This is a genomic window from Streptomyces sp. NPDC041796 (assembly GCF_055590785.1).
The window spans coordinates 185,225-210,630 of record NZ_JBVJAH010000001.1 but is presented as its reverse complement, the minus strand read 5'-3'; the positions used below and the strand labels follow the sequence as shown (position 1 = coordinate 210,630).

23 protein-coding genes and 1 riboswitch are annotated in these 25,406 nt (G+C 70.7%); of the genes, 14 read left to right on the top strand and 9 right to left on the bottom strand.

Annotated elements, in window-relative coordinates; all coding sequences use genetic code 11:
• Window positions 1-201 precede the first annotated feature (201 nt).
• Window positions 202-792: an N-acetylmuramoyl-L-alanine amidase gene (locus ACZ6C1_RS00960; RefSeq protein ID WP_469236479.1), complete on the top strand. Its 591-nt coding sequence runs from the start codon at window positions 202-204 to the stop codon at window positions 790-792.
• A 10-nt stretch (window positions 793-802) separates the two neighbouring features.
• Window positions 803-1,786, top strand: coding sequence for a 1-aminocyclopropane-1-carboxylate deaminase/D-cysteine desulfhydrase (locus tag ACZ6C1_RS00955; protein ID WP_469236478.1), 984 nt, complete (start codon window positions 803-805; stop codon window positions 1,784-1,786).
• Here the strand turns inward: ACZ6C1_RS00955 and ACZ6C1_RS00950 are convergent.
• Window positions 1,762-3,360, bottom strand: coding sequence for a Na+/H+ antiporter (locus ACZ6C1_RS00950; protein ID WP_469236477.1), 1,599 nt, complete (start codon window positions 3,358-3,360; stop codon window positions 1,762-1,764). The two genes, ACZ6C1_RS00955 and ACZ6C1_RS00950, sit on opposite strands and share 25 nt — an antisense overlap.
• A 217-nt stretch (window positions 3,361-3,577) precedes the next feature.
• Here ACZ6C1_RS00950 and ACZ6C1_RS00945 point away from each other — a divergent pair, with 217 nt between their 5' ends.
• From ACZ6C1_RS00945 to ACZ6C1_RS00935, 3 genes are all read left to right on the top strand, one after another.
• The gene (locus tag ACZ6C1_RS00945; protein WP_469236476.1) at window positions 3,578-3,838 is read left to right on the top strand and encodes a UBP-type zinc finger domain-containing protein; all 261 of its coding nucleotides are present in this window, start codon (window positions 3,578-3,580) and stop codon (window positions 3,836-3,838) included.
• A gap of 240 nt (window positions 3,839-4,078) precedes the next feature.
• Window positions 4,079-4,492, top strand: a complete 414-nt coding sequence (locus ACZ6C1_RS00940) for an ATP-binding protein (protein WP_073754203.1) — start codon at window positions 4,079-4,081, stop codon at window positions 4,490-4,492.
• A gap of 17 nt (window positions 4,493-4,509) precedes the next feature.
• Entirely contained in the window at window positions 4,510-5,397 is an 888-nt protein-coding gene (locus tag ACZ6C1_RS00935) for an RNA polymerase sigma factor SigF (RefSeq protein WP_469236475.1), read from the top strand.
• Window positions 5,398-5,651: 254 nt separating this feature from the next.
• On the opposite strand, the gene ACZ6C1_RS00930 is transcribed toward ACZ6C1_RS00935, so the two are convergent.
• Window positions 5,652-6,083: a hypothetical protein gene (locus tag ACZ6C1_RS00930; RefSeq protein ID WP_469236474.1), complete on the bottom strand. Its 432-nt coding sequence runs from the start codon at window positions 6,081-6,083 to the stop codon at window positions 5,652-5,654.
• 82 nt (window positions 6,084-6,165) lie between these two features.
• Here ACZ6C1_RS00930 and ACZ6C1_RS00925 point away from each other — a divergent pair, with 82 nt between their 5' ends.
• Together ACZ6C1_RS00925 and ACZ6C1_RS00920 are read left to right on the top strand one after the other, a co-directional pair.
• Complete coding sequence (locus ACZ6C1_RS00925; protein WP_469236473.1) at window positions 6,166-7,134, top strand: diacylglycerol/lipid kinase family protein; 969 nt, start codon at window positions 6,166-6,168, stop codon at window positions 7,132-7,134.
• Between the two features lie 318 nt (window positions 7,135-7,452).
• Window positions 7,453-7,710: a WhiB family transcriptional regulator gene (locus tag ACZ6C1_RS00920; protein ID WP_003953983.1), complete on the top strand. Its 258-nt coding sequence runs from the start codon at window positions 7,453-7,455 to the stop codon at window positions 7,708-7,710.
• Window positions 7,711-7,860: 150 nt separating this feature from the next.
• Here ACZ6C1_RS00920 and ACZ6C1_RS00915 read toward each other — a convergent pair whose 3' ends face one another.
• Together ACZ6C1_RS00915 and ACZ6C1_RS00910 are read right to left on the bottom strand one after the other, a co-directional pair.
• Complete coding sequence (locus ACZ6C1_RS00915; RefSeq protein ID WP_469237144.1) at window positions 7,861-9,330, bottom strand: sensor histidine kinase; 1,470 nt, start codon at window positions 9,328-9,330, stop codon at window positions 7,861-7,863.
• Window positions 9,331-9,664: 334 nt separating this feature from the next.
• Window positions 9,665-10,726 (bottom strand): SIS domain-containing protein, encoded by a 1,062-nt coding sequence (locus ACZ6C1_RS00910; RefSeq protein ID WP_469236472.1) that lies wholly within the window; start codon window positions 10,724-10,726, stop codon window positions 9,665-9,667.
• A 101-nt stretch (window positions 10,727-10,827) separates the two neighbouring features.
• Here ACZ6C1_RS00910 and nagB point away from each other — a divergent pair, with 101 nt between their 5' ends.
• The gene (gene nagB, locus ACZ6C1_RS00905) at window positions 10,828-11,613 is read left to right on the top strand and encodes a glucosamine-6-phosphate deaminase (RefSeq protein WP_469236471.1); all 786 of its coding nucleotides are present in this window, start codon (window positions 10,828-10,830) and stop codon (window positions 11,611-11,613) included.
• Between the two features lie 84 nt (window positions 11,614-11,697).
• Here the strand turns inward: nagB and ACZ6C1_RS00900 are convergent, their stop codons facing one another.
• The 4 genes from ACZ6C1_RS00900 to ACZ6C1_RS00885 form a co-directional block, all read right to left on the bottom strand.
• Window positions 11,698-13,212 carry a glycoside hydrolase family 3 protein gene (locus tag ACZ6C1_RS00900; protein ID WP_469236470.1) on the bottom strand — a complete coding sequence of 505 codons (1,515 nt, stop codon included), beginning with the start codon at window positions 13,210-13,212 and terminating at the stop codon, window positions 11,698-11,700.
• A 9-nt stretch (window positions 13,213-13,221) separates the two neighbouring features.
• Window positions 13,222-14,091, bottom strand: a complete 870-nt coding sequence (locus tag ACZ6C1_RS00895) for a carbohydrate ABC transporter permease (RefSeq protein WP_469236469.1) — start codon at window positions 14,089-14,091, stop codon at window positions 13,222-13,224.
• Window positions 14,088-15,110 (bottom strand): carbohydrate ABC transporter permease, encoded by a 1,023-nt coding sequence (locus tag ACZ6C1_RS00890; RefSeq protein ID WP_469236468.1) that lies wholly within the window; start codon window positions 15,108-15,110, stop codon window positions 14,088-14,090. The genes ACZ6C1_RS00895 and ACZ6C1_RS00890 overlap by 4 nt, the downstream gene beginning before the upstream one ends.
• Window positions 15,111-15,247: 137 nt before the next feature.
• Entirely contained in the window at window positions 15,248-16,534 is a 1,287-nt protein-coding gene (locus tag ACZ6C1_RS00885) for an extracellular solute-binding protein (protein ID WP_469236467.1), read from the bottom strand.
• Window positions 16,535-16,828: 294 nt separating this feature from the next.
• Between ACZ6C1_RS00885 and ACZ6C1_RS00880 the strand changes: the two genes are divergently transcribed.
• The 6 genes from ACZ6C1_RS00880 (at window position 16,829) to ACZ6C1_RS00855 (ending at window position 24,483) form a co-directional block, all read left to right on the top strand.
• Entirely contained in the window at window positions 16,829-17,593 is a 765-nt protein-coding gene (locus ACZ6C1_RS00880; RefSeq protein ID WP_469236466.1) for a GntR family transcriptional regulator, read from the top strand.
• 172 nt (window positions 17,594-17,765) lie between these two features.
• Window positions 17,766-19,994: a carbon starvation CstA family protein gene (locus tag ACZ6C1_RS00875; RefSeq protein ID WP_469236465.1), complete on the top strand. Its 2,229-nt coding sequence runs from the start codon at window positions 17,766-17,768 to the stop codon at window positions 19,992-19,994.
• An 8-nt stretch (window positions 19,995-20,002) separates the two neighbouring features.
• Window positions 20,003-20,215, top strand: coding sequence for a YbdD/YjiX family protein (locus tag ACZ6C1_RS00870; RefSeq protein WP_469236464.1), 213 nt, complete (start codon window positions 20,003-20,005; stop codon window positions 20,213-20,215).
• A gap of 82 nt (window positions 20,216-20,297) precedes the next feature.
• On the top strand, window positions 20,298-20,801 hold the full coding sequence (locus ACZ6C1_RS00865) for a GNAT family N-acetyltransferase (protein ID WP_469236463.1): 504 nt from the start codon (window positions 20,298-20,300) through the stop codon (window positions 20,799-20,801).
• Window positions 20,802-20,854: 53 nt separating this feature from the next.
• Window positions 20,855-20,977, top strand: a riboswitch (cobalamin riboswitch).
• A 138-nt stretch (window positions 20,978-21,115) separates the two neighbouring features.
• Window positions 21,116-23,473, top strand: a complete 2,358-nt coding sequence (locus tag ACZ6C1_RS00860) for a ribonucleoside-diphosphate reductase subunit alpha (RefSeq protein ID WP_469236462.1) — start codon at window positions 21,116-21,118, stop codon at window positions 23,471-23,473.
• On the top strand, window positions 23,473-24,483 hold the full coding sequence (locus tag ACZ6C1_RS00855; protein ID WP_469236461.1) for a ribonucleotide-diphosphate reductase subunit beta: 1,011 nt from the start codon (window positions 23,473-23,475) through the stop codon (window positions 24,481-24,483). Before ACZ6C1_RS00860 ends, ACZ6C1_RS00855 begins: the two co-directional genes overlap by 1 nt.
• A gap of 146 nt (window positions 24,484-24,629) precedes the next feature.
• On the opposite strand, the gene ACZ6C1_RS00850 is transcribed toward ACZ6C1_RS00855, so the two are convergent.
• Complete coding sequence (locus ACZ6C1_RS00850) at window positions 24,630-25,328, bottom strand: D-Ala-D-Ala carboxypeptidase family metallohydrolase (protein ID WP_469237142.1); 699 nt, start codon at window positions 25,326-25,328, stop codon at window positions 24,630-24,632.
• Window positions 25,329-25,406 lie beyond the last annotated feature (78 nt).

Genomic DNA, 25,406 nt, shown 5'->3' with positions numbered 1-25,406 from the left:
CCTCCGTCGCGACGCCATTACACAAACGAGCGAGACTGGATCTTCACCCACGGGGCATGACATGCGTTCCCCCCTCCTCAGGTGCCCCAGGCGGGCCCTGTCCGGATCGGCTCGCACGCCGTACGAACACTGAGTCCTCAGCGCTCCGCCTCCGTATCCCACGGGTAGAACCGGCACAGGAACGAACCAGAAGGAGGCGGCATGGCCCCACCCATGTCCGCGGGCGGCTTTCTCGACGCGTTGCGCGACGAAGGCCTCACCGTCGTCGAGGTCGGCGACTGGCGCACCCACAACCGCAACCACAAGGGCCCCTGGGGGCCGGTCCACGGCGTGATGATCCACCACACCGTCACCGAGGGCAGGGACCGCACCGTCCGCCTCTGCCGCGACGGCCGCCCGGGGGTGCCCGGCCCGCTCTGCCACGGTGTGATCACCAAGGACGGCTGCGTCCACCTGGTCGGCTACGGCCGGGCCAACCACGCCGGCAAGGGTGATCGCGACGTACTGCGGGCCGTGATCGCCGAGAAGGCACTGCCGCACGACAACCAGGCGAACGTCGACGGCAACACCCACTTCTACGGGTTCGAGTGCGAGAACCTCGGCAACGGGAAGGACCCGTGGCCCGAGGCGCAGCTCCTGGCCATCGAGAAGGCGGCGGCCGCGATCTGCCGCCGGCACGGCTGGACCGCCCGCTCGGTCATCGGTCACCTGGAGTGGCAGCCGGGCAAGGTCGACCCGCGCGGATTCTCCATGAAGACCATGCGGGCACGCATCGCGGAACGGCTGAAGTGACAATGTCCGGGTGAACGCGCTCGGCCTGTCCTCCCTCGACCCACTGCTCCCCTCCCCCCTGGAGCCGGTCGAGGACGAGCGCTTCACCCGGCGGGGCGTGCGGCTGCTGCTCAAGCGCGACGACCTGATCCACCCGGACCTGCCGGGCAACAAGTGGCGCAAGCTCGCGCCGAATCTGGCCGCCGCGGCCGGGCGGCCGGTCCTTTCCTTCGGCGGCGCCTACTCCAACCACCTCCGCGCCACCGCTGCCGCCGGCCGTCTGCTGGGCTTCCCCACGACCGGGGTGGTGCGCGGGGACGAGCTCGCCGGCCGGCCCCTGAACCCGTCGCTCGCGCGGTGCGCCGCGGACGGGATGCGGCTGCTGTTCGTGGACCGCGCCACGTACCGCGCGAAGGGCGACCCCCAGGTGCTGGCGCGCCTGCTCCGGGACGCTCCGGCGGACAGCTTCGTCGTGCCCGAGGGCGGCAGCAACGCCCTCGCGGTGCGCGGCTGCACGGAGCTGGGGCGGGAACTGGGCGACCGGGGCGTGGACGTCGCCGCGGTCGCGTGCGGGACGGGCGGCACGATCGCCGGGCTGGCGGCCGGACTCGGTGAGGGCCGCCGCGCGATCGGCGTACCGGTGCTCAAGGGCGGGTTCCTGGGCGGGGAGGTACGGGCGCTCCAGGACGCGGCGTTCGGCGGACCGGCGGGCGACTGGAGCCTCGACGAGCGGTTCCACTTCGGGGGCTACGCCCGGACCACGCCCGCCCTGGAGGCGTTCGCCGCCGACTTCGAGGCGCGGCACGGACTCGCCATCGAGCGGATATATGTCGCCAAATTGCTGTACGGACTTGTCGCTCTCGCCGAGGAGGGCGCCTTCCCTCCCGGAACGGCCCTCGCGGCCGTGATCACCGGCCGCCCCGACCCCGTGAGCCCGGATCCGGGGAGCCCCGCTCCCGGACGTACCGGCCCCGGGCGCCCGGACCACGGTCAGCCGTCAGCCGCCTCCCGGTAGGCGGCCGCCTCCTCCAGGTCCAGCCGGCGCAGCAGCGTACGCATCATCTCGTCGTCGATGCGCCGCTCGTCGCGCAGCCGCACGAACACCTCACGCTCCGCCCCGATCATCACCCGCGCGAGCCTCCGGTAGGTGTCGTCCGCCGACTCCCCCGTGACCGGGTTGGCCGTGCCCAGCCGCTCCCAGACGGCGTTGCGCCGCCGTTCCAGGACCGTGCGCAGCCGGTCGGCCAGCGGCTGGGGCAGCGCGTTCCGCTCGTCGGCGAGGAGTTCCTCCAGGCGCCGCTCGGCGGCCCCCGACGCCTCGCTCTGCGCCTGCGCCTCGGCCAGGGTCTCGGCCTGGGTGTCCCGGCCGGGCAGCTTCAGCGCCCGGATCAGCGGCGGCAGGGTGAGGCCCTGCACCACCAGGGTGCCGATCACCGTGGTGAACGTCAGGAACAGCACCAGGTTTCGCGCGGGGAACGCCTCCCCCGCCGTGGTGACCGGGATGGAGAAGGCGATCGCCAGCGACACCACGCCCCGCATCCCCGCCCAGCCGACGATCACGGGCGCCGTCCAGTCGACGCCCGGCTCCCGCTCCCGCACCCGGCGGGACATCGCGCGCGGGATGTAGGTGGCCGGGAAGACCCAGACGAACCGGACGACGACGACGGCGACGAAGACACCGACCGCGTACAGGGCGGCCTCGCCGGTCCCGTACGTACCGAGCTCCCGGATCACGTGCGGCAGCTGCAGCCCGATCAGCGCGAAGACGGAGGTCTCCAGGACGAAGGCGACCATCTTCCACACCGCCTCCTCCTGGAGCCGGGTGGCGAAGTCGACCTGCCAGGAGCGGTGCCCCAGGTACAGGGCCACCACGACGACGGCGAGGACCCCGGAGGCGTGGACGTGCTCGGCGGCGGCGTAGGCGACGAAGGGGATCAGCAGCGAGAGGGTGTTCTGCAGCAGCGGCTCACGCAGGGACCGGCGCAGCCAGTGGATGGGCACCATCAGCACCAGCCCGACGCCGATGCCCCCGAGCGCCGCGACGGCGAACTCCCCGATCCCGCCGGCCCAGCTGATCCCCTCCCCGACGGCGGCCGCGAGCGCCACCTTGAACGCGGTGATCGCGGTCGCGTCGTTCACCAGGGACTCGCCCTGGAGGATCGTGGTGATCCGGCCGGGCAGTCCGAGCCGCCGGGCGATGGCGGTGGCGGCCACCGCGTCCGGCGGCGCGATCACCGCGCCCAGCACCAGGGCGGCGGTCAGCGGCAGGTCCGGCACCATGAGGTGGGCGAGGTACCCCACGGCCAGCGTCGCGAAGAGCACGTAGCCCACCGACAGCAGCGCGACCGGCCGGATGTTCGCCCGCAGATCCAGGTAGGAGGACTCCAGCGCGGCGGTGTGCAGCAGCGGCGGCAGCACCAGCGGCAGCACGATGTGCGGGTCCAGGGTGTAGTCCGGCACTCCCGGCACGTACGAGGCGGCCAGCCCCGCCGCCACCAGCAGCAGCGGTGCCGGCACCGGCGTCCTGCGCGCCACGCCCGCGATCGCGGCGCTCACCGCGACCAGCGCCACCAGTGACAGTGCGTCCATCGTCTCCCCACTCCCGGGTGGAACGGCTGCAAGGCGTCTCGGCCCTGGCCCACCCGTCGTTCGCCAACCACCGGAGCCCCGCCCGCACCCCGAGGCTCCGCCTCGGTGCACCGGGAGGGCGGCACCCTCGCGTTCCGCCCTTCTACCACCCACCACCTCCGCCACCGAGGCTCCGCCTCGGTGCACCGGCTGGGCGGCACCTCGTAATCTGGCAATCATGCGCGAGTGTCTGCACCTGGCCGGACTGCCACGACCCGAGCCCGTCCCGCTCTCCGAGACCTGTCCGGAGTGCGCGGCCGACGGAACGCACCCGGTGCAGCTGCGGCTGTGCCTGCAGTGCGGACACGTCGGCTGCTGCGACTCGTCGGCGGGGCAGCACGCCACGAAGCACTTCAAGGACACCGGGCACCCGGTGATGCGGACCTTCGAACCCGGCCAGAAGTGGCGTTGGTGCTTTGTCGACGGTTCGATCGTGTGAGGTCTGGGTACGTCAACCCTCCGCCGGTTTCTCGCGATTGGGCCCCGCAAACCTCTAGCCACTGAGCGTACCCATGTGCTTACCATGAGTGACAAGCGCCGGACCGGGGGTCCCGGCGACACGGCACCATGGATCGCGATAGCGTCACGGCGGACTACGCATACCTGCGTACCGCACGGTTCCGGGGAGGATCTGCCCTCCCCGAGCCCCGAAAGAGCTTGTGCCACCTTGGAGGTGAGGGTGTCCCAGATCGCAGGCGAGCCCGGGACCCAGGACTTCGTGGAAGTCCGGCTGCCCGCTGCGGGTGCCTACCTGTCCGTGCTGCGTACGGCCACGGCCGGCCTGGCGGCGCGTTTGGACTTCACCCTCGACGAGATCGAGGACTTGCGCATCGCGGTCGACGAGGCGTGCGCGATCCTGCTCCAGCAAGCGGTGCCCGGCTCGGTCCTGAGCTGCGTGTTCCGCCTCATCGACGACTCCTTGGACGTCACGGTCTCGGCGCCCACGACCGACGGCAGGGCGCCGGAGCGCGACACGTTCGCCTGGACGGTGCTCTCGGCACTGGCCGGCAAGGTCGACTCGTCCGTCGCCGACGACCGGACGGTCTCCATCAGCCTGTACAAACAGCGCGGCGCGGGACCCGGGCCGGCGTGAGGAACGGGGACGGTCCGGTGCGAGACGAGGAGCGCGGCCCACGGGCACTGAGTTCGATCCCGGAGCAGCAGGCGCGGCCGCACCCGGTGGACGGTCTTTTGGATGAGCGGGCGGACCGGATGAACGAGCAGCAGCAGAACCACCACGATCCGAACGACCGCAGTGGCGCGAAGGCGCTCTTCATCGAGCTGCGGGGGCTGCCCGACGGCTCGCCGGAGCGGGCCGAGCTGCGCAATCGGCTCGTACGGATGCATCTGCCGCTGGTCGAGCACCTCGCGCGCCGTTTCCGCAACCGCGGGGAGCCGCTGGACGACCTGACGCAGGTCGCCACCATCGGGCTGATCAAGTCCGTGGACCGTTTCGACCCCGACCGGGGTGTGGAGTTCTCCACGTACGCCACCCCCACGGTCGTCGGTGAGATCAAGCGCCACTTCCGCGACAAGGGCTGGGCGGTGCGGGTGCCGCGTCGCCTCCAGGAACTGCGCCTCTCCTTGACCACGGCCACGGCCGAGCTCTCCCAGCTGCACGGCCGCTCCCCGACCGTGCACGAGCTCGCGGAGCGCCTCGGGATCTCGGAGGAGGAGGTCCTGGAGGGCCTGGAGTCCGCCAACGCGTACTCGACGCTGTCCCTGGACGTCCCGGACACGGACGACGAGTCCCCGGCGGTCGCCGACACCCTCGGCGCGGAGGACGAGGCGCTGGAGGGCGTCGAGTACCGCGAGTCCCTCAAGCCCCTGCTGGAGGATCTCCCGCCCCGCGAGAAGCGCATCCTGCTCCTGCGCTTCTTCGGCAACATGACCCAGTCGCAGATCGCCCAGGAGGTGGGCATCTCGCAGATGCACGTCTCGCGTCTGCTGGCCCGCACGCTCGCGCAGCTGCGCGAGAAGCTCCTGGTCGAGGAGTAGCACGACCACCCCGCGGGACGATCACCCGCGGGCACCCACACCTGCGCGGCGACCCCGCCGCAGGGCGACCACACCGCGGGCCACCTCATCCGCGCGACGACTTCAAGCCCGGGACGACCACCCGCGGGGCAACCTCATCCGCGGGGCGACCACACCCGCGGGGACGGGCGCCCCGTGGCCGGGACCCGACGACCACACCCCCGGGACCGCCCAAGGCCGGGAGCCTCCGGCCCGGGGCCCGCGCGCGGGGGGCTTCAGGCGCGGGGGCGGATGCCCAGGGCGCGCGTGGTCGCGGGGTGCAGCAGCAGGACCAGCCCGGCGACCGCGGCGGCCGCGAGGGCGATGCCCGCCGGGATCGCGGCGCTCGACGCCTGGAGGAGCGTCCAGGCCACGGGCAGGGCCATGAGCTGCGTGATGATCGCCGGGCCGCGGCTCCAGCTACGGCACCGCAGCAGACCCCGCGCGGCCACCAGCGGGATCAGGCCGAGCGCGATGAGCGTGGCCCCGCCCGTCAGAGCCTGCGTCAGGTCGTCGGGCCGGCCCGTGAGACTCGTCACGAGCAGGTAGACGCCCCCGGCGAACAGGGCGAGCGCCTCCAGCCCGGCCACGGCCGCGGCGGCCGTGACCCGGGCGGGACGCGAGGCGGAAGAGGAGGTGTCGGCGGGTGTCTGCTCCGTACTGCTCACCCTCGCAGGGTAACGGCCGCCGCTGTCCACGGACCGGTCCGGGGCTGGGCTCCGGTACCGCGCGGTAGGTAACCTGGCGGGCATGCGCGCACTTCTCGTGGTCAATCCGGCAGCCACCACCACCAGTGCCCGCACCCGTGACGTGTTGATCCACGCGCTGGCCAGCGAGATGAAGCTGGAGGCCGTCACGACGGAGTACCGGGGCCACGCCCGCGACCTCGCCCGGCGGGCCGCCGAGTCCCAGGACGTCGAGCTGGTCGTCGCCCTCGGCGGGGACGGCACCGTCAACGAGGTCGTCAACGGTCTCCTGCACCACGGCCCCGACCCCGACCGGCTCCCTCACCTCGCGGTGGTGCCCGGGGGGTCCACGAATGTCTTCGCCCGCGCCCTGGGGCTGCCGAACGACGCGGTCGAGGCGACGGGCGCGCTGCTGGACGCGCTGCGCGAGAGACGCGACCGGACGGTCGGTCTCGGGCTCGCGGCGGGTACGCCCGGCACCGAGGACGAGTCCGTTCCGGCCCGCTGGTTCACGTTCTGTGCCGGTTTCGGGTTCGACGCGGGGGTGATCGGGCGGGTCGAACAGCAGCGGGAGCGCGGGAAGAGGTCGACGCACGCCCTCTACATCCGGCAGGCCATGCGCCAGTTCCTGGACGAGCCGCACCGGAGGCACGGCGTGATCACGCTGGAGCGCCCGGGCCACGACCCGCTTCACGATCTTTCCCTGTCGATAGTCTGCAACACCGCGCCCTGGACCTACCTGGGCAATCGTCCGGTGTACGCGTCACCCGGGGCGTCCTTCGACACGGCGCTCGACGTGCTCGCGCTGAGCCGGCTGTCGACGGCCTCGGTGGCCCGTTACGCGACCCAGCTGTTGACCTCCAGCCCGGAGCGCGGTCCGCATGGCAAGCATGCCCACTCACTGCACGACCTGACCGACTTCGCCTTGCATTCGAAGGTTCCGCTGCCCTTCCAGATGGACGGTGACCACCTGGGTCTGCGGAGCAGCGTGACGTTCACAGGCGTTCGCCGTGCACTGCGTGTGATTGTGTGAGTGGAAGGGCCGTTGGTCCTTTATCTCGAACGTATGGGCCAGGGTCCACCCCATAGAAGTACGGCTGTGACCTAGCCGACACCGAGGAATCAAAAAAAACTTTCCGGAAGGGGTTGTATCCGCAGCCGAGGTTTGCGAATCTCTACATGGCGATCGGGACGGCCCGCAAGACCGGCCTCCAGTGAAAGCCAGAACCCCTCCTCAAATCCAGGACCACACCAGTTCATCTGGCGTTCGGCCCTTCACTTGTTGAGGGATTCGTGAAAGCGTTCACATTCACAAGCAACTTGCATGCAACACCAAGGAGAGGTAGCAGCCATGGACTGGCGTCACAACGCCGTTTGTCGTGAGGAAGACCCCGAGCTGTTCTTCCCCATCGGCAACACCGGTCCTGCGCTGCTGCAGATCGAGGAAGCCAAGGCTGTCTGCCGACGCTGCCCCGTCATGGAGCAGTGCCTGCAGTGGGCGCTCGAGTCCGGCCAGGACTCCGGCGTCTGGGGTGGCCTCAGCGAGGACGAGCGTCGCGCCATGAAGCGCCGCGCCGCCCGCAACCGGGCGCGTAACGCCAGCGCCTGAGCGACGCCACCGCTACGAGCCTGAGCCAGGCGGCGCGTACAGCGTGTACGCACTGACCCGCCTCCCGAGCCGCAGCGCGCAGCAGTAACCCAAAGCGTTCGAGCCCCGGACCGTCTCCCACGGTCCGGGGCTCGCTGCTGTTCCTCCGGGCTACTTCTGGGGCGTCACCGGAATGTCGAGCACCACGCGCGTACCGCGCTCCGGGGCGGGCTGCATGTCGAACGTACCGCCCAACTCCCCCTCCACCAGCGTCCGTACGATCTGCAGGCCGAGGTTGCCGGCGCGCTGCGGGTCGAAGCCCTCGGGCAGTCCGCGGCCGTCGTCCTGAACGGTGATCAGCAGCCGGGCGTCGGCGGGGCGGGTGCCGCCGCGTACCGCCGAGACCTCGACCGTTCCGTGCTCGGCCGGGGCGAAGGCGTGCTCCAGGGCGTTCTGGAGGATCTCGGTGAGGACCATCGACAGCGGGGTGGCCACCTCGGCGTCGAGGATGCCGAAGCGGCCGTTGCGGCGGCAGGTGACCTTGCCGGGCGAGATCTCGGCGACCATCGAGATCACCCGGTCGGCGATCTCGTCGAACTCGACACGTTCGTCCAGGTTCTGGGAGAGCGTCTCGTGCACGATGGCGATCGAGCCGACGCGCCGCACCGCCTCGTTGAGCGCCTCGCGGCCACGGTCGGAGTCCATCCGGCGGGCCTGGAGGCGCAACAGGGCGGCGACGGTCTGGAGGTTGTTCTTCACCCGGTGGTGGATCTCCCGGATGGTGGCGTCCTTGGTGATCAACTCGCGCTCGCGGCGCCGCAGTTCGGTGACGTCCCGCAGCAGGACCAGGGAGCCGATCCGGGTGCCCTTGGGCTTGAGCGGGATGGCGCGCAGCTGGATGACGCCGCCGTTGCCCTCGACCTCCGCCTCGCGCGGCGCGTACCCGCTGGCCAGCTTCACCAGGGCCTCGTCCACGGGGCCCCGGGAGGGGGCGAGTTCGGCGGTGATCTGGCCGAGGTGCTGGCCGACCAGGTCGGCGGCGAGGCCGAGACGGTGGTAGGCGGAGAGGGCGTTGGGCGAGGCGTACTGCACGACACCGTCGGCGTCGAGCCGGATCAGTCCGTCACCGGCGCGCGGCGAGGCGTCCATGTCGACTTGTTGACCGGGGAAGGGGAAGGTGCCGGCCGCGATCATCTGCGCCAGGTCCGAGGCCGACTGGAGGTAGGTCAGCTCCAGTCGGCTGGGTGTACGGACGGTGAGCAGGTTCGTGTTGCGCGCGATCACTCCCAGTACACGGCCTTCCCTGCGTACGGGGATGGACTCCACCCGTACCGGGACCTCCTCGCGCCACTCAGGGTCGCCCTCGCGCACGATCCGGCCCTCGTCGAGCGCCGCGTCGAGCAGGGGCCGGCGGCCGCGCGGGACGAGGTGGCCGACCATGTCGTCCTGGTAGGAGGTGGGGCCGGTGTTGGGCCGCATCTGGGCGACGGAGACGTAGCGCGTGCCGTCGAGAGTGGGGACCCACAGCACGAGGTCGGCGAAGGACAGGTCGGAGAGCAGTTGCCACTCCGAGACCAGCAGGTGGAGCCAGTCGAGGTCGGATTCGCTCAGAGCGGTGTGCTGGCGTACGAGGTCGTTCATGGAGGGCACGTGTGCGAGCGTACCCGCGCACCGGCGCCTGGTGTTCTGCCGGTGGGTGAGGGAGTATGGGTGATGGATTATCGATCGCAGACCGATGGACAGACCAGATTGGTCTAGTCCACAATGCACACACAAGCTTCCGCCCTCCCCGCACAGGAGGGTGGATAGAGGTACCCGGCGCTCTCTGCCCTGACTGCGCCGAGTCCTCCACACGGCCGCGGGACCGCACACCCGACGGCCGAGCAACTCCGGGCTGCGGTGCCGGACGGGTTGAGGGTCCCGTCCTGGCGCCGCGGCCCGCGGGTTTTTCAGGGCCCGCTCGGGAGCGGGCGGCTCAGCGGGTCTCGGTGACCTTGGCGAGGGCGCGGGGGGCGTCGGGGTCCTGGCCGCGGGCGATGGTGACCTCGTGGGCGAGGAGCTGGAGGGGCAGGATCTCCAGGATCGGCTGCAGCTCCTCCGGCAGCCCTTCCGTCGGCAGGACGAAACCGGCGGAGGCGGCCTCGACCTGGGGGCGGGGGCCGATGACGACGAGGTCCGCGCCGCGGCCCCGGAGGCGGTCGAGGACCGGCTGGAGCGCGGCCCCGCCCTTGCCGTCGGGGACCACCGCGATGACGGGCGAGATGTTGTCGACCATGGCGAGCGGGCCGTGCAGCAGGTCCGCGCCCGAGTAGGCGAGGGCGGGGATGTAGCTGGTCTCCATCAGTTTGAGCGCGGCTTCCTTGGCGGTCGGATAGCCGTAGCCACGGGAGGTGATCACCATGCGCTCGGCGAAACGGTAGCGGCCGGCCAGGGCGCGGACCTCGGGGAGGCGGTCGAGCACCTGGGCCGCCAGGTCGGGGACGGCACGGGCGGTGATGGCGCCACCGTCGCCGTCGCCGTCCCCGCGCAGGCCCTCGACGAACAGGTAGAGGGCGAGCAGGGAGGCGGTGTACGTCTTCGTCGCCGGCAGTGCCTTCTCGGGGCCGGCGAGGATGTCGATGTGGTGCTCGGAGACGGCCGCGAGCGGTGAGTCGGCGTTGTTGGTGACGGCGAGGGTGACCGCGCCCGCCTCGCGGGCGGCCTTGGTGGAGGCGACGAGGTCGGGCGAGCCGCCGGACTGGCTGACCGTGATGACCAGGACGTCGGTGAGGTCGGGCTTCGCGCCGTAGGCCGTCGTGGTGGACATGGACGTCAGGCCGCAGGGCAGGCCCCGCCGGATCTCCAGCAGATACTTGGCGTACAGGGCGGCGTTGTCCGAGGTGCCGCGGGCCGTCAGCAGGACGAAGCGGGGCCGGCGGGCGGCGACGGCCTCCGCGACGGTACGGATCGCCGGAGCGCCCCGCTCCAGGATCCGGCGCAGCACGGCAGGCTGCTCCGCCATCTCGCCGGACATGATCCGGCCCGGCTGCTCGCTCATGCGCTCAGTCGAGCAGGACGCCCGGGAAGCCGCCAGTCGGAAGGCCCATTCTGCTAGATTGGTCTATACCACATACGTTCTCTGAGATCGGCAGGCCCAGCGTGGAAGTTGTCATCGTCCAGAACGCCAAGGCAGGCGGCGAACTCATCGCCGAGGGCATCGCCGGCCTTCTGCGCCGCAAGCCCGACGCGCTGCTCGGCGTGGCCACCGGCTCCACCCCGCTGCCCGTCTACGACGCCCTGACCGCCAAGGTGCGGGCGGGAGCCGTGGACGTCTCGCGCGCCAGGATCGCCCAGCTCGACGAGTACGTGGGGCTGCCGGCCGGGCACCCGGAGTCGTACCGCTCCACGGTGCTTCGCCAGGTCGTCGAGCCGCTGGGTCTGAGCCCCGAGGCCTTCATGGGCCCCGACGGCTCCGCCGAGGACGTGCAGGCGGCGTGCGAGGCGTACGACAGGGCGCTGGCCGAGGCGGGCGGCGTGGACCTCCAGATACTCGGCATCGGCACCGACGGGCACATCGGCTTCAACGAGCCGTGCTCCTCCCTTGCCTCCCGGACCCGCATCAAGACGCTGACCCAGCAGACCCGTGTCGACAACGCGCGGTTCTTCGAGGGCGACATCGACCAGGTGCCCCACCACGTCATCACCCAGGGCATCGGCACCATCCTCGAGGCCCGCCACCTGGTCCTCCTCGCCACCGGCGAGGGCAAGGCCGAGGCGGTGGCGCAGACCGTCGAGGGCCCGGTCGCCGCCCTCGTACCCGCCTCCGCGCTCCAGCTGCACCCGCACGCCACCGTGGTCGTCGACGAGGCGGCCGCCTCCAAGCTGAAGCTCGCGGACTACTTCCGTCACACCTACGCCCACAAGCCCTCCTGGCAGGGCATCTGAGCGCAGTCGCCCCGCCCCCGCGGGTCCGCGCGTACGGGAACGGGCCGGCCCCCGGCAGGGGGACCGGCCCGGTGCCGTACCGGCTCACGCCCCGGCGATGACCTCCGCCGCCGCGATCCCGCACACCCGCGCCGCCCCGTGCGTCGCGATGTGCAGCGCCCCGCGCGCGGGCGCCTGGTTGACGCCCATCTCGACGACCACCGTGTCCGGGCGGGCCGCCAGCAGCCCTTCCAGGGCCCCGGCCATCCAGGGGTGACGGTGGACGTCCCGGACGACCGCGACGATCCGCCGCTCCCCCGCGTCCCTCAGCACCCGGTCCACGGCCGTGTCGGCGGCGTACGTCCCGGTCGTCGTCCCCGGCAGGAGCCGGGTCAGCTCGGGCCCGACGCCCCACGGGGTCTCGTCGCCGACCGCGATGTTGGTGCCCGGGGTGAACGCGGCGACATACGCGGGCACGGTGAGCGGCTCGGGCGAGCCGGTGACGCTCAGCGCGCGGCGGGCGGCCACCAGGCCGATGTCGGTGCCGGGCGCGGTCCCCTCCTCCGAAGCCGCGCCCGGCTCCGCCGCGGCCCCCCTGGCCCGGTGCGCCTGGGTCCAGGACGCGAGCGCGCGTACGCGCGCCGCCGCGTCGGCCAGGCGCTCCTCGGGCAGTTCGCCGGTCTGTACCGCGTCGACCAGCGCGTCGCGCAGTCGCAGGACGGTCTCCTCGTCCGCCAGGCCGCCGCCGACGCAGATGGCGTCGGCGCCCGCCGCGAGCGCGAGGACGGAGCCGCGCTCGATGCCGTAAGCCGAGGCGATGGCCTGCATCTCCATGCCGTCGGTGACGATCAGGCCCTCGTAGCCCAGCTCCTGGCGCAGCAGACCGGTGAGGATCCGCGGGCTCAGGGTCGCCGGACGGTCCGGGTCGAGCGCGGGAAGCAGGATATGCGCGCTCATCACCGATTTGGAACCCGCGGCGATCGCGGCGCGGAAAGGTACCAGCTCACGGGAGTGCAGTGTGGCGAGGTCCACATCGATGCGGGGCATCGCCAGGTGGGAGTCGACATTGGTGTCGCCGTGCCCGGGGAAGTGCTTGGTGCACGCGACGACACCGACGGACTGGAGGCCCTCGATGTAGGCCACGGTGTGGCGGGCGGCCAGCTCCGGGTCGGCGCCGAAGGACCGTACACCGATGACCGGGTTGGCCGGGTCGGAGTTGACGTCGGCGGAGGGCGCCCAGTTGAAGTCGACGCCGCAGGCGGTGAGCCGGCGGCCGAGCTCCGCGGCGACCGCCCGGGTCAGGCCGGTGTCGTCGACCGTGCCGAGCGCCAGGTTGCCGGGGAAGGAGGAACCGGTGTGGACCTCCAGGCGCGTGACGTCGCCGCCTTCCTCGTCGATCGCGACGAGGACGTCCTCCCGCTCGGCGCGCAGCCGGGCGGTCAGCGCGGCGAGCTGGTCCGGCGAGGTGATGTTGCGGCCGAACAAGCCCACGGAGGAGAGGCCTTCGCCGATGCGCCGCAGCAGCCAGTCGGGCGGCGTGGTGCCGGTGAAGCCGGGCTGGAGAACGGTGAGCGCGTCTCTGACCAGGGTCGGGGAGGCGCCGCGTACGAGGGTCGTCATGAGGTGCCGTTATCCCTTCACTGCGCCGGCGGTCATACCGCCGACGGCCCGGCGCTGGAGGAAGAGGAACACGATGAGGACGGGGAGGGCGAAGAGCGAGGAGGCCGCCATGGTGGCGCCCCAGTCGCTGCCGAAGGCCGTCTGGAACTGGGTCAGCCACAGGGGCAGGGTCTGCGCGGTCTTCTCCTTGTTGAGGATCAGGACCATCGCGAACTCGTTCCAGGCGGTGATGAACCCGAAGAGCGAGGTCGACATTAGACCGGGGGCCAGCAGCGGGAAGATCACCTTGCGGAAGGCCTGGCCACGGGTGCAGCCGTCGATCTGGGCGGCCTCCTCCAGCTCCACCGGGACGGCGGCGATGAAGCCGCGCAGGGTCCAGATGGTGAAGGGCAGCACCATGACGAAGTAGATCGCGGTGAGCAGCGGGATGCTGTTCAGCATGTCGCCGTCGCGGGCGATCATGTACATCACGATGACCATGACCTCCCAGGGGGCCATCTGCGCCATCATGACGCCCAGCACCAGGCCCTTGCGGCCGCGGAACTTCATCCGGGCGATGGCGAAGCTGGCGGCGAGGGCGACGACCAGGGCGAGAAGCACGGCTCCGATCGTGACGGTGAGGCTGTTGCCCACGTACGTCCAGAACAGGTCGACGCCGGTGGCGGTCGGGTAGTTCTCGAACGTCGGGACGAAGAGGAACACCGGGTCCTTGCTGAGGATCTCGGACTGCGGCTTCAGCGACGAGCTGAGCATCCAGTAGACCGGGAAGACGAACAGCACGGCCAGGACGAGCGCGGTGACGTTCTTGGCGATCACCCCGGGGCGCAGCGGCTTCCTGCGGCGGAGGACCTGGGGGGTCTGGGTGTGGGTGGTGCTCACTGCTCCTCCTCCTGCTTCAGGATCAGGCGGAAGTAGAAGGACATGGCCGCGATCAGCATCACGATGGTCAGTACGGAGATGGCGGCGGCAACCCCGTAGTGGAACTGCCCCTGGCCCTCGATGTAGGCGAAGACGGGCAGGGTCTCGGAGCCCCGGTCGGGGCCGCCGAGGTTCATCGCGTACACCTGGGCGAACGCCTTGAAGACCCAGATGATCTCCAGGAACGTGGTGATCAGGAAGAACGGCTTGAGGTTCGGGAAGACCACGGACCAGAACGTCCGCCACCCGTTCGCGCCGTCCATCTTGGCGGCCTCGTACAGTTCGCCGCCGACCGTGGTGAGGCCGGCGTACATGTTGAGCGCGACGAAGGGGATGGAGCCCCAGACCACCAGGAGCGTGACGATGACGAGGGTGGAGAAGCCGGTCTCGAACCAGTTGTGCTGCTCGTACCCCGCGAAGCCGAGCGTGCGCAGCAGCCAGTTGACGACGCCGAACTGCTCGTCGAACAGCCACCGGAAGACGGTGACGGAGGCGACGATCGGCATGGCCCAGGCGAGCATCAGCGACAGCGACAGGACCAGGCGCATCTTCGTGCCCAGCCGGTTGAGCAGCAGGCCGATCAGGGTGCCGAGGGTCATGATCAGGACGACGTTGGCGGCCGTGAAGACGACGCTGCGGACCACGACGGTCCAGAACTCGGAATCGCCCAGCAGCTCGGTGTAGTTCTCCGCGCCGATCCACTCGGGCTTACGGGTGATCAGTTCCCTCCGGCCGACCTGCTGGAAGGAGAGGATCACATTGCGGATCAGCGGGTAGAGCAGGAGCACCGCCATGGAGAGGATGGCGGGGGCGATCAGCAGGTAGGGCAGCACCCCGCCGGGCAGGGAGCGCCTGCCGCGAGGAGGCTTCGGGACGTGCTTCGAGCCGGACGGGGGTGGCGGGGTCTTCGACGTCCCTGCCGCGCTCCCGGGCGCGTCCGAAGGAGCGGTGCTCACCGCTCCCTGGGAGTCCACGGTCATGGTCTTCTTCCTCGCGGTTCTGTGCTGACCGGGTCATGGACCCGGTGGTGCGACCGGCGTGGGGTCACCGGTGGCACCACCGGGGGCTGGGGCGACCGCCGCGGGCCGCACCCCTGGGGCGGCCCGCGGCGATGCGGCTACTGCTGGTTGACGCGCTCGGTGATCACCTTGTCGGCCGCCTCGCCGGCCTTCTTGGCGTCCTCGCCCTTCAGGACCTTGGTCATGTAGTCCTTGATCGGGTTGGGCGCGGTCTCGACGTTCGCCCAGCCCGGGGTGACCGGGGTGATCTTGCCGACGGGCGCGGCCTTCGCCATCGCCTCGGCGAACGAACCGGCGGCGGGCTTGAACTGCGCCGCGTCGTTGTTGGGGAGCAGCGCGCCCTGGGTGGCCTCGGCGTACTTGGCCATGTGCTCCTTGCCGGCGGCCAGCGCCAGCCACTCCTTGGCCAGGTCCTTGTTCTGCGAGCGCTCGGACACCGCGAGGTTCGAGCCGCCGAAGAAGACGGAGCCGGGCTTGTCGGCGGTCTTGCCCGGGATCGGGAAGTAGCCGAAGTCGGCGGTCTTGCCCGCCTTCTTCATGGCGTCGATCGCGCCGCCGGCCTCCCAGCCGAGGCCGATCCAGGACGCGACGCCGCCCTTCGGGATGACGTCGGTGGACTGCTGCGGGGTCGCCTCGTCCTTGTCCTTGGGAGCGGTCGAGTACGACTGCAGCTCCTTGTAGAAGTTCATGGCGGCCGTGGCCTCGGGGGAGGACAGGTTGCCCTTCCACTTGTCGCCGTCCTTGACGGCGAGGTCGCCGCCCTCGTCCCAGACGAACCCGGCGTAGACGTACCAGCTCTGGCCGGGCAGGTAGATCGGCTGGCTCTTGGGGTCGGACGCCTTGAGCTTCTTCAGGCCGTCGATCCACTCGGCACGGGTCTTCGGCGGGGTGACCCCGGCCTTCTTGAAGGCGGCCTTGTCGTAGACGACGACACGGTTGGCGGCGTACCAGGGGGCGGAGTAGAGCTTGCCGTCCAGTTCGTTGGAGGCGAGCATGCCCTTGTTCCAGCCGTCGGCGCCGAGCTCGGCCTTGTCCTCGGTGAGGTCGGCGAGGCCACCCGTCGCGGCGTAGCCGGCGGTCTGGGTGTTACCGAGCTCGATGACGTCCGGCGGGGTGTCCTCGGAGAGGGCCGTGGTGACCTTCTCCTGGATGCCGTTCCACTGCTGGATCTCGACCTTGACCTTGACGCCCTTGTGCTTGGCCTCGAACTCCTTGTTGACGTTCTTGATCCAGGCGTCGGGCGCCGAGCCGTCCATCACCCAGACGGTGAGGGTTTTGTTGCCACCGGCGTCACTGCCGCCCCCCTTGCCGTCGTCCGAGCCACACGCGGCAATACCGACCATCATGCCCGCGACGCCTATCGCCGCGATGAGCTTGCGCTTCACGCCACCCTCCTCAGGGATGCCTGCAAACCCTGCCCCCACCGCGAAGCCATACCGGTGTACTGCCCGTGCTGCCCGTGGGACTGGGACCTGGTCTTTAATGGTTTAGACCAGTAACCCGGAGCTTGGCCTAGACCTTTAGGGGTGTCAAGGGTGTATAAGAAGGGCAGTCGGGTCCGTTACCGGACCGACACCTGAGGGAGGGCGACGACCCGTGACCGGTCCGTGCCACCATGTGAGCCGCAATAGACGGAGGAGCCGGTGACGGCAACAGCACAGGAGTCGGGAAGGCGGGCCATGGCCACGGATGGGGGCGGCACCGAGACCGAGGGCGGGGCAGCCACCCGCACCGCGCGCGTGCCCAAGTACTACCGGCTCAAGCGGCACCTGCTGGACATGACGGAGACCATGCCCCCGGGTACGCCGGTACCGCCCGAGCGCACACTCGCCGCCGAGTTCGACACCTCCCGCACGACCGTGCGGCAGGCGCTCCAGGAACTGGTCGTCGAGGGCCGCCTGGAGCGCATCCAGGGCAAGGGCACGTTCGTCGCGAAGCCGAAGGTCTCGCAGGCGCTGCAGCTCACCTCGTACACCGAGGACATGCGCGCGCAGGGCCTGGAGCCCACCTCGCAGCTCCTGGACATCGGGTACGTGACGGCCGACGACACCCTCGCCGGGCTGCTCGACATCTCGCCCGGCGGGCGGGTGCTGCGCATCGAGCGGCTGCGGCTGGCGAGCGGTGAGCCGATGGCCATCGAGACGACGCACCTGAGCGCCAAGCGTTTCCCGGCGCTGCGGCGCTCCCTGGTCAAGTACACCTCGCTGTACACGGCCCTGGCGGAGGTGTACGACGTCCACCTCGCCGAGGCGGAGGAGACGATCGAGACCTCGCTGGCCACTCCGAGGGAGGCGGGCCTGCTCGGTACGGACGTGGGCCTGCCGATGCTGATGCTCTCCCGTCACTCGCTGGACGAGCACGGCCGGCCGGTGGAGTGGGTGCGCTCGGTGTACCGGGGCGACCGGTACAAGTTCGTCGCGAGGCTGAAGCGGCCGAACGGCTGAGCCCCGAACCCGGTCTGACGCCGGGACAGGCCCCGTGCCCGTCCCGGCCGCTGCCGCGACCTGGCGGGACCCAAAGCGTTGCCGTACCGATATGCGGACGGGGGGTGACGCTGCGCGACACACTCCCCTAGATTTCCTGCCCATTACAGGTGATCAGCGAGGGGACGTGCACATGCCAGAGCCGTCGGCACCACCGAACTCTTCACGGACGGGTCTCGCTCCGAGGTCGATCGTGATCTGGTCACTCGTCGCCCTCGCGGGTGCGGCCGGCTGGGCCGTTCTCGCGCTCTCCCGGGGTGAGGAGATATCGGCCGCCTGGATGCTCGCGGCCGCGCTGGGCTCGTACGCGATCGCCTACCGCTTCTACTCCCGCTTCATCGCGAACCGGGTGCTCAAGGTCGACAAGACACGGGCGACCCCGGCCGAACGGCTCGACAACGGTGTCGACTTCCACCCCACCGACCGCCGGGTCCTCTTCGGCCACCACTTCGCCGCCGTGGCGGGCGCCGGTCCCCTCGTGGGGCCGGTCCTCGCCGCGCAGATGGGCTACCTGCCGGGCACGATCTGGATCATCGTCGGCGTGATCTTCGCCGGCGCCGTCCAGGACATGGTGACGCTGTTCTTCTCCACCCGCCGCGACGGCCGCTCGCTCGGCCAGATGGCCCGTGACGAGATCGGACCCTTCGGCGGCGCGGCCGCGCTCATCGCGGTCTTCGCCATCATGATCATCCTGCTGGCCGTACTGGCCCTGGTCATCGTCAACGCCCTGGCGCACTCGCCCTGGGGTGTCTTCTCCATCGGCATGACCATCCCGATCGCCCTGTTCATGGGCGTCTATCTGCGGGTGCTGCGGCCGGGCCGGGTCACCGAGGTCTCGGTCATCGGTGTCGCGCTGCTGCTCCTGGCCATCGTCGCGGGCGGCTGGGTCGCCGAGTCCTCGCTCGCCGACACCTTCACGCTGGAGCCGGGCACGCTGGTCATCTGGATGGTCGTGTACGGCTTCCTGGCCTCGGTCCTGCCGGTGTGGCTGCTGCTCGCGCCGCGCGACTACCTGTCCACCTTCATGAAGGTCGGCACGATCGCACTGCTCGCCATCGGCGTCTTCGTCGCCCTGCCCACCCTGAAGATGCCCGCGGTCACCGACTTCGCGAGCCGCGGCGACGGCCCGGTCTTCGCCGGCTCGATGTTCCCGTTCGTCTTCATCACCATCGCGTGCGGCGCGCTCTCCGGCTTCCACTCCCTGGTCTCCTCGGGCACCACCCCGAAGATGGTCCAGAAGGAGACCCAGATCCGGATGATCGGGTACGGGTCCATGCTGACCGAGTCCTTCGTCGCCGTCATGGCGATGATCGCGGCCTGCATCATCGACCCCGGTCTCTTCTTCGCGGTCAACTCCCCGGCGGGTGTGGTCGGGACCACCGTGCAGTCGGCCGCCGAAGCGGTGTCGAACTTCGGGTTCACCATCTCCCCCGACCAGCTCGCCAAGGCCGCCGCGGATGTCGAGGAGGCGTCGCTGCTGTCCCGGACCGGTGGCGCGCCGACCTTCGCGCTCGGCATGTCGGAGATCTTCTCCGCGGTGTTCGGCGGCGCCACCATGAAGGCGTTCTGGTACCACTTCGCCATCATGTTCGAGGCGCTGTTCATCCTGACGACGCTGGACGCCGGCACCCGCGTGGGCCGCTTCATGCTCCAGGACACACTCGGCAACCTCTACAAGCCGTTCAAGCAGGTGAGCTGGAAGCCGGGCGTCTGGTTCGCCAGCGCGGTCGTCGTCGGCGGCTGGGGCTACTTCCTCTGGGTGGGCGTGCACGACCCGCTGGGCGGCATCAACCAGCTCTTCCCGCTGTTCGGCATCGCCAACCAGCTCCTGGCCGCCGTGGCACTGGCCGTCTGCACCACCCTGCTCGTCAAGTCCGGCCGCCTGAAGTGGGCCTGGGTCACCGCGGTCCCGCTCGCCTGGGACGTGGCCGTCACGCTCACCGCGAGCTGGCAGAAGATCTTCTCGGCCGACCCCCGGGTGGGCTTCTTCGCCCAGCGGGACAAGTACCAGGCGGGCATCGACTCCGGGCAGGTGCTGCCCCCCGCGAAGTCGATGGACGACATGCACACCGTCGTCACCAACTCCACGGTCGACGGCGTCCTTTCCGCCCTCTTCGCCCTGCTCATCGTGGTGGTGATCGCCGACGCGGGACGGGTCTGCTTCAAGGCCGTCGCCAACCCCGACCAGGTGAAGCTCTCCGAGGTCCCGTACACCCCGTCCAGGCTGGTCGCTCCGGCCGGGCTGTTCCCCACGGCGGAGGAGAAGGCCGAACTGGTCGCGGCCGGGCTCGGCCCCGAGGGCGGCATCCGGAAGGAGGGCGGCACCGGTGAGGCGGTGCCGGCCGGGAGCGGCTCGAAGTGAGGCCCCCGGTGACCACGGGGGCGGGCGGCCGGCTGCGCCGGGCGGCGGGCTGGATCCGCTGGTACGTCCGCGAGGTGTCCGGTGAGGCCGCGTACGACACCTACGTCGCCCACGTCCGCTCCTGCGACCCGGACGCCGAGGTCATGACCCGCCGCGAGTTCGAGCGGCGGCGCACCGACGCGCTGGAGGCGGACCCCCGCGACGGGTTCCGCTGCTGCTGAGCGGGTGACGGCACGACGGGCCGCCGTGTTTCCGGGGACGGAAATGCGGCGGCCCGTCGCCGTACGCCTCCACACTCGGTCCATGGACATCACCATCAGGGCGGTACGGCCGGAGGAACACCAGGCGCTCGCCGAGGTCACGGCGCAGGCCTATCTCGGGGACGGGTTGCTGCCCTTCGGGGAGAGCGACGAGTACCTCATCGAGCTGCGGGACGTGGCCCGGCGGGCCGCCGAGGCGGAGGTGCTGGTCGCGGTCGGCGAGGACGAACGGGTGCTCGGCGGGGTGACGTTCGTGGCGGAGGGCGGCGCCCGGTGGGCCGAGCTCGCCCGGGTCGGGGAGGCGGAGCTCCGGATGCTGGCGGTGGCGCGGGAGGCGCGGCGGCGGGGCGCGGGCGAGGCGCTCGTACGGGCGTGTGTGGAGCGGGCGCGGGCGGTGGAGGGGTGTGCGCGGCTGGTGCTGTCCTGCCGGCAGTCCATGCGCGCGGCGCACCGGATCCACGAGCGGCTGGGGTTCGTGCGGACCCCGGAGAGGGACTGGGAGCCCCTTCCGGGCGTGACCCTCTTCACGTACGCGCTGGAGTTCTGAGGCACGGAAGACACAACATGTGGGGGGTGCCTCAACGGGCGCCCCCCACATGTATGCTCGTCCTCGCTGTCGCCGCAGGGGAATCCGGTGGAATTCCGGAACTGTCCCGCAACGGTGTGTTGGTGTGCCTTTGTGTACGTACGAGTCCGAAGACCTGCCGACAGCGCGCCCGGACCGTCCGGTTCGGGTGCCCAGACGTCCGGGCCTCGCGGAATGGGCCGGTGGACGCGGTGCTTTGCGCCCTGTGCCCGGGCGTGCCCGCTCCCCTGCCCGCGTTCGCGGCGGCCCCGAGCCGAGCGAGGGAGAGCCCCCACGTGACCATCGCGCCAGCCGATCCGGTTTCAGCGATCGAGAGCGACGGAAGCGACGGACCCGGGACCGTACTGCTGCGGACCCTGACCGACCTCACCGCCGATCTGCCCGACACCGACCCCGGCCGGGTCGCCGCCGCCGCGCTGCGCGGCCGGCACGCCGGTTCGGACGAGGCGGAGCTGCGCGAGCTCGCCACCGAGGCGGCCGCCGGTCTGATCGCCGAGGACCCGGCGTACTCCCGGCTCGCGGCGCGGCTGCTGACGCGGACCATCGCGGAGGAGGCGGCCGGGCAGGGCGCGGTGTCGTTCTCGGCGTCGGTGGCGGTGGGGCACCGCGAGGGTCTGATCGCGGACCGTACGGCCGCGTTCGTGTCGCTCCACGCGGACGGGATGGACGCGTTGGTCGACCCGGCGGGCGACGATCGGTTCGGCTACTTCGGGCTGCGGACGCTGTACTCGCGCTACCTGCTCCGGCACCCGATCACGCGCAAGGTGATCGAGACGCCGCAGCACTTCATGCTGCGGGTGGCGGCAGGGCTGGCGGAGGACGACTCCGTACGGGCGCTGGACGAGGTCGCGGCGCTGTACGGGCTGATGAGCCAGCTGGACTACCTGCCCTCCTCCCCCACGCTGTTCAACTCCGGTACACGCCACCCCCAGATGTCGTCGTGCTACCTGCTGGACTCGCCGCTGGACGAGCTGGACTCCATCTACGACCGCTACCACCAGGTGGCGCGGCTGTCGAAGCACGCGGGCGGCATCGGGCTGTCGTACTCCCGCATCCGGGCGCGCGGTTCACTGATCCGCGGCACCAACGGCCACTCCAACGGCATCGTGCCGTTCCTGAAGACGCTGGACGCCTCGGTCGCTGCCGTGAACCAGGGCGGGCGGCGCAAGGGCGCGGCGGCCGTGTACCTGGAGACGTGGCACGCGGACATCGAGGAGTTCCTGGAGCTGCGCGACAACACGGGCGAGGACGCCCGGCGTACGCACAACCTGAACCTGGCGCACTGGATCCCGGACGAGTTCATGCGCCGGGTCAACGCCGACGCCGAGTGGTCGCTGTTCTCGCCGGCCGACGTGCCGGAGCTGGTCGACCTGTGGGGCGACGAGTTCGACGCGGCCTACCGCGCCGCCGAGGCCAGGGGCCTGGCCCGCAAGACCATGCCGGCCCGTGACCTGTACGGCCGGATGATGCGGACCCTCGCGCAGACCGGCAACGGCTGGATGACGTTCAAGGACGCCTCGAACCGTACGGCCAACCAGACCGCCGAGCCGGGCCACACCGTCCACTCCTCCAACCTGTGCACCGAGATCCTCGAGGTGACGGACGACGGGGAGACCGCCGTCTGCAACCTGGGGTCGGTCAACCTCGGCTCGTTCGTGTCCGGCGGGGACATCGACTGGGAGCGGCTGGACGAGACCGTCCGTACGGCCGTCACGTTCCTCGACCGGGTCGTCGACATCAACTTCTATCCGACCGAGCAGGCCGGGCGCTCCAACGCCAGGTGGCGGCCCGTGGGCCTGGGCGCCATGGGCCTCCAGGACGTCTTCTTCAAGCTGAAGCTGCCGTTCGACTCCCCCGCGGCGCGCGCCCTGTCGACCCGTATCGCCGAGCGGATCATGCTGGCCGCGTACGAGGCGTCCGCCGACCTCGCCGAGCGCAACGGCCCGCTGCCGGCCTGGGAGAAGACCCGTACCGCGCGCGGGGTGCTGCACCCCGACCACTACGACGTGGAGCTCAACTGGCCCGAGCGGTGGGAGGCGCTGCGCGCCCGTATCGCCGAGGTCGGCATGCGCAACTCGCTGCTGCTGGCCATCGCGCCGACCGCGACGATCGCCTCGATCGCGGGCGTGTACGAGTGCATCGAGCCGCAGGTGTCGAACCTGTTCAAGCGCGAGACGCTGTCGGGCGAGTTCCTCCAGGTCAACTCCTACCTGGTGGACGAGCTGAAGCGGCTCGGCGTGTGGGACGCGCAGACCCGTGAGGCGCTGCGCGAGTCCAGCGGCTCGGTGCAGGGCTTCACCTGGATCCCGGCCGAGGTGCGCGAGCTGTACCGGACGGCGTGGGAGATCCCGCAGCGCGGTCTGATCGACATGGCGGCGGCCCGTACGCCGTTCCTGGACCAGTCGCAGTCGCTGAACCTGTTCCTGGAGACGCCGACCATCGGCAAGCTGTCGTCGATGTACGCGTACGCCTGGAAGCAGGGCCTGAAGACGACGTACTACCTGCGCTCGCGCCCCGCGACGCGTATCGCGCGCGCCGCCCAGGCGTCCGCCCCCGTACCCGCCCAGGTGACCCCGGAGGACGCGGTCGCCTGTTCCCTCGAAAACCCCGAGTCCTGCGAGGCCTGCCAGTAATGTCCGTGGAAAAGAACCTGCTCGACCCGGGCTTCGAACTGACCCTGCGTCCCATGCGCTACCCCGACTTCTACGAGCGCTACCGGGACGCCATCAAGAACACCTGGACCGTGGAGGAGGTCGACCTCCACTCCGACGTCGCCGACCTCGCCAAGCTCACGCCGGGCGAGCAGCACCTGATCGGCCGGCTGGTCGCGTTCTTCGCGACCGGCGACTCGATCGTGGCGAACAACCTGGTGCTGACGCTCTACAAGCACATCAACTCCCCCGAGGCGCGGCTGTACCTGTCGCGGCAGCTTTTCGAGGAGGCCGTGCACGTCCAGTTCTATCTGACGCTGCTCGACACCTACCTCCCCGACCCGGAGGACCGCGCCGCGGCGTTCGACGCCGTGGAGAACATCCCCTCCATCCGCGAGAAGGCGCAGTTCTGCTTCCGCTGGATGGACTCGGTGGAGAAGATCGACCGGCTGGAGACGAAGGCCGACCGGCGTCGCTTCCTGCTGAACCTGATCTGCTTCGCCGCGTGCATCGAGGGCCTGTTCTTCTACGGGGCGTTCGCCTACGTCTACTGGTTCCGGTCGCGCGGTCTGCTGCACGGCCTGGCGACCGGCACCAACTGGGTGTTCCGGGACGAGACGATGCACATGAACTTCGCGTTCGAGGTCGTCGACACCGTCCGCAAGGAGGAGCCGGACCTCTTCGACGACGCGCTCCAGCAGCAGGTCACCGACATGCTGAAGGAGGCCGTGGAGGCGGAGCTGCAGTTCGGCCGCGACCTGTGCGGTGACGGCCTGCCGGGGATGAACACCGAGTCGATGCGCCAGTACCTGGAGTGCGTCGCCGACCAGCGCCTGACGCGCCTGGGCTTCGCCCCGGTGTACGGCTCGGAGAACCCGTTCTCGTTCATGGAGCTCCAGGGCGTGCAGGAGCTGACCAACTTCTTCGAGCGCCGCCCGTCCGCCTACCAGGTGGCGGTGGAGGGTTCGGTCGACCTCGACGAGGACTTCTGAGGTGATCGGTGTGCGGTGGACGGCCTGAGCCGCCGCCGCGCCGGCCGTCGCCGCGGGCCTGGGGGTCAGGTCCGCGGCGACGGGCGCCTGGGCCGGCAACACGGGGGCGCGCGGTCCCCGGTGCCGGCCGTGGCGGGCCTGAACGGTCAGATACCGCAGCTCGACGCGGACCAGAAGCGGCTCGCGCGGTGGTCGACGTGCGTGTGGTCGCCGTGTCCGGGGTAGCCCGGCCCGAGGATGCCGTTGAAGCCGTGGTGACGGGCCTGCTGCGCGAGCCTGCACAGGGAGTGCGGCCCCGCGCCCAGGTCGGCGGCGTCCCCGTACAGATGCCGGCTGCCGGACGCCCCGCCGACCGCGTCGTTGCAGGCGTACGAGCGGAATCCGCTGGTCACGGTGATGGGCTGGTCGCCCAGCGCGTGCCGCATGGCCTCCAGCTTCCACATGGTGCGCAGCGCGTTGGACTTGGCGGTGGCGGCACTCACGGCTCCGCCCTCCCAGGTGGTGTTGCAGTCGTTGAGTTCGCCGTAGCCGAAGTGGACGGGCGTGCAGTCGTCGTCCTGGAGGGCGTAGAGCTTGCTGAAGGTGGCCGGTCCGGCGACGCCGTCGGCCGTGAGTCCGTACGCGGCCTGGAAGCGCTTGACCGCGGCGGTGGTCGCCGGGCCATAGGCGCCGTCGACGGCGAGGACGCCACCGTAGCCGGGATGGCCGGCCACCCGTATCTGGAGCTGGGTGACATCGGCGCCGGACGCGCCCTGGGAGAGGGTGCGCGACCAGGTGTAGCAGCCGTCCGCGTGGGCGGTGCCGGCGGTGGCGACCACACCGGTCACCGATGCGGCCATGAGCATGACAATCGACAGCAGGAGTCGTGCGGTACGTCCGGGCATCGAGCCTCCATGTCCGAGGGCGAACGGTCCGAGGCGAAC

Excerpts from the sequence above, each read along its gene's own strand:
- ACZ6C1_RS00945 (WP_469236476.1), top strand. The coding sequence starts at position 3,578 with ATGCGCGAGTGTCTGCACCTGGCCGGACTGCCACGACCCGAGCCCGTC.
- ACZ6C1_RS00950 (WP_469236477.1), bottom strand. The coding sequence starts at position 3,360 with ATGGACGCACTGTCACTGGTGGCGCTGGTCGCGGTGAGCGCCGCGATC.
- ACZ6C1_RS00865 (WP_469236463.1), top strand. The coding sequence starts at position 20,298 with ATGGACATCACCATCAGGGCGGTACGGCCGGAGGAACACCAGGCGCTC.
- ACZ6C1_RS00960 (WP_469236479.1), top strand. The coding sequence starts at position 202 with ATGGCCCCACCCATGTCCGCGGGCGGCTTTCTCGACGCGTTGCGCGAC.
- ACZ6C1_RS00900 (WP_469236470.1), bottom strand. The coding sequence starts at position 13,212 with ATGACGACCCTCGTACGCGGCGCCTCCCCGACCCTGGTCAGAGACGCG.
- ACZ6C1_RS00850 (WP_469237142.1), bottom strand. The coding sequence starts at position 25,328 with ATGCTCATGGCCGCATCGGTGACCGGTGTGGTCGCCACCGCCGGCACC.
- ACZ6C1_RS00910 (WP_469236472.1), bottom strand. The coding sequence starts at position 10,726 with ATGAGCGAGCAGCCGGGCCGGATCATGTCCGGCGAGATGGCGGAGCAG.
- ACZ6C1_RS00855 (WP_469236461.1), top strand. The coding sequence starts at position 23,473 with ATGTCCGTGGAAAAGAACCTGCTCGACCCGGGCTTCGAACTGACCCTG.
- ACZ6C1_RS00880 (WP_469236466.1), top strand. The coding sequence starts at position 16,829 with ATGGCCACGGATGGGGGCGGCACCGAGACCGAGGGCGGGGCAGCCACC.
- ACZ6C1_RS00920 (WP_003953983.1), top strand. The coding sequence starts at position 7,453 with ATGGACTGGCGTCACAACGCCGTTTGTCGTGAGGAAGACCCCGAGCTG.
- ACZ6C1_RS00875 (WP_469236465.1), top strand. The coding sequence starts at position 17,766 with ATGCCAGAGCCGTCGGCACCACCGAACTCTTCACGGACGGGTCTCGCT.
- ACZ6C1_RS00925 (WP_469236473.1), top strand. The coding sequence starts at position 6,166 with ATGCGCGCACTTCTCGTGGTCAATCCGGCAGCCACCACCACCAGTGCC.
- ACZ6C1_RS00915 (WP_469237144.1), bottom strand. The coding sequence starts at position 9,330 with ATGAACGACCTCGTACGCCAGCACACCGCTCTGAGCGAATCCGACCTC.
- ACZ6C1_RS00890 (WP_469236468.1), bottom strand. The coding sequence starts at position 15,110 with ATGACCGTGGACTCCCAGGGAGCGGTGAGCACCGCTCCTTCGGACGCG.